We start from the raw sequence: 2,297 nt of genomic DNA on the forward strand, positions 1-2,297 counted from the left end.
TGTCGGCAACGGCTGAATTTGGGACCAGTTCGAACGGTTCAATCGTGAGCCATTGTGCGGCCTCGGTGGTTCGTCAGTCGTTGTCGGTGGCGGTGGGGACGCGGCCGAGTTCGCGGCCCTTCATGCGGTAGGACTCGCCTTTGAGGGAGTGGACCTCGGCGTGGTGGACGAGTCGGTCGATCATGGCGGCGGCGACGGTCTCGTCGCCGAAGGTCTCTCCCCAGCGTCCGAAGGGCTTGTTCGAGGTGACGATCACGCTGGCTCTCTCGTATCTGTTCGAGACGAGCTGGAAGAACAGGTTCGCGGCCTCGGCCTCGAACGGGATGTAGCCGACCTCGTCGATCACGATCAGCGGGTAGCGGCCGAGCTTGACCAGTTCGTCCTGGAGCCGGCCGGTCTGGTGGGCGGCGGCGAGGCGGTCGACCCACTGGGCGGCGGTGGCGAACGCAACGCGGTGGCCGGCCTGACAGGCCCGGACGGCGAGCCCGGTGGCCAGGTGGGTTTTCCCGGTGCCCGGCGGTCCCAGGAAGACGGCGTTCTCTTTCGCCGCTATGAAGTCCAATGTTCCCAGGTGTGCGAGTTGTTGGCGCGTCAGACCACGCAGATGAGTGAGATCGAGCTCCTCAATGGTCTTGATGGCGGGGAAGCGGGCGGCGCGGATGCGGCCCTCGCCGCCGTGGGAGTCGCGGGCGGAGACCTCGCGCTGGAGGCAGGCGACCAGGTACTCGGTGTGGGTCCACGATTCGGTGCGGGCGCGTTCGGCCAGGCGCTCGGCGGCGTCCAGCAGGGCCGGGGCCTTCATGGCACGGGCGAGGAAGGCCAGGTCGGCGGCGGTCTGCCGGCCCGTCCGGGCGGCCGGGCCGTCGGGCTTGCCCGCGTCGGCCGTGGGGTGCCTTTTCGTGGGAGCGGTGGTGCGGGCCATCAGGTGTCCTCCTTCCCGCCGCCGCCCTCGATGAGGGTGAACATGCGGTCGTAGGTGCCCAGCTCGCGTTGCTCGACCTCGATGCCGAGGCTGTCGGGGGCCAGGGCCGCGGCTCGGGCGGTGGCCGCTCGGGCTGCCTGCTGGTGGATCACCTCACCGCGCAGGTTCCGAGCCGTCGCGGCGTGCTCAGGGTCGGTCAGGCTCTGATGCTTGGCCCAGCAGCGGGTGTGACGGGCCACCAGGTCGTCGCCGCAGATCACGGTGATCTCCTCGGTGTCGGCGTGGACCGTGACCACGTGGCCGATCGCGCGGGGGTGGACGGAGTAGTCGTTGGTGTCAACGCGGATGTAGTGGTCGCGGCCCAGCCGGGTGCGAAGCGGCCACCAGTGGGGCGGGCCGACCGGCGGGATGGCGAGCATCGACGCCCGGTCGCTCTCCCAGCGATCGACCGGCCGGGCGTCGATCGAGCGGTGATGGCGCCGGTTGGCGATCTGCAGCCAGGCGGTCAGCTGGGTGTTGAAGTCGTCCGGGCCGGTGAAGAGGCGGCCGGGCAGGAAGCTGGTCTCCAGGTAGCCGTTCGCGCGCTCGACCAGGCCCTTCGCCTCCGGGTCCCGGGGCCGGCAGAGATGCACCCGGATGGCGAGCAGGCCCGCGAACGCGGCGAACTCGCTGGTCAGGCGTCCCTTGCCGACTCCGGCTTCGTTGTCCCAGACCAGCATCTTCGGCACGGCTCCCCAGGCGGTCAGCAGCCGCCAGTGGGCGTCGATCAGATCGCCCGTCTGCCGTGAGGGCAGCATCCGAGCCGTGATCACCCGCGAGTAACCGGACACGATGACCAGCACCGGCGGGCGCCCACTCTGACCGTAACCGAGCGGGATGTCCACGGGCGGGAACCACAGGTCGCACTGCGCGAGCTCACCCGGCTCATAGACCGTCCGCGAGACGGGGTCCACCGGCAGATAAGCCGGCCGCAGCTCACGCACCCGCTCCCGCAGGATCGTCAGCCCCCGCTCCCAGCCGATCCGCTCCGCGATCACCGTGACGGGCATCGTCGGGGTCTGTTTCAGCAGTTCCCGCACGGCCGGCTCCACCGCGTCCACCGCCGAGCCCTTCGGCGCCCGCCGATACCGCGGCGGACGGTCCGAGCCCAGCGCCCGCAGCACGGTGTTCCTGGAGATCCCCAGCTGACGGGCCACCGCCCGAGCCGACAGCCCCTCCATCCGGTGCATCCGGCGGATCTCAGCCCAGTCCTCCACGTGGATCACCCTCTCTTCCTCCCGACTTCAGAACCAGTGAAGTCAGGATGATCAAGAGATCGCAGAGTGGCTCACTTTTCATCCGCCGTCCGTGGCCCTCGTTTCACCCGTTGCCGAGA

2 protein-coding genes are annotated in these 2,297 nt (G+C 69.7%); both read right to left on the reverse strand.

Annotated elements, in window-relative coordinates; all coding sequences use genetic code 11:
- Positions 1–73: 73 nt before the first annotated feature.
- Entirely contained in the window at positions 74–922 is an 849-nt protein-coding gene (gene istB / locus ACWCP0_RS42005) for an IS21-like element helper ATPase IstB (protein WP_451083968.1), read from the reverse strand.
- Positions 922–2,187: an IS21 family transposase gene (gene istA, locus ACWCP0_RS42010; protein WP_451083969.1), complete on the reverse strand. Its 1,266-nt coding sequence runs from the start codon at positions 2,185–2,187 to the stop codon at positions 922–924. The genes istB and istA overlap by 1 nt, the downstream gene beginning before the upstream one ends.
- Positions 2,188–2,297 lie beyond the last annotated feature (110 nt).

Source organism: Streptomyces sp. NPDC001970, from assembly GCF_053594115.1.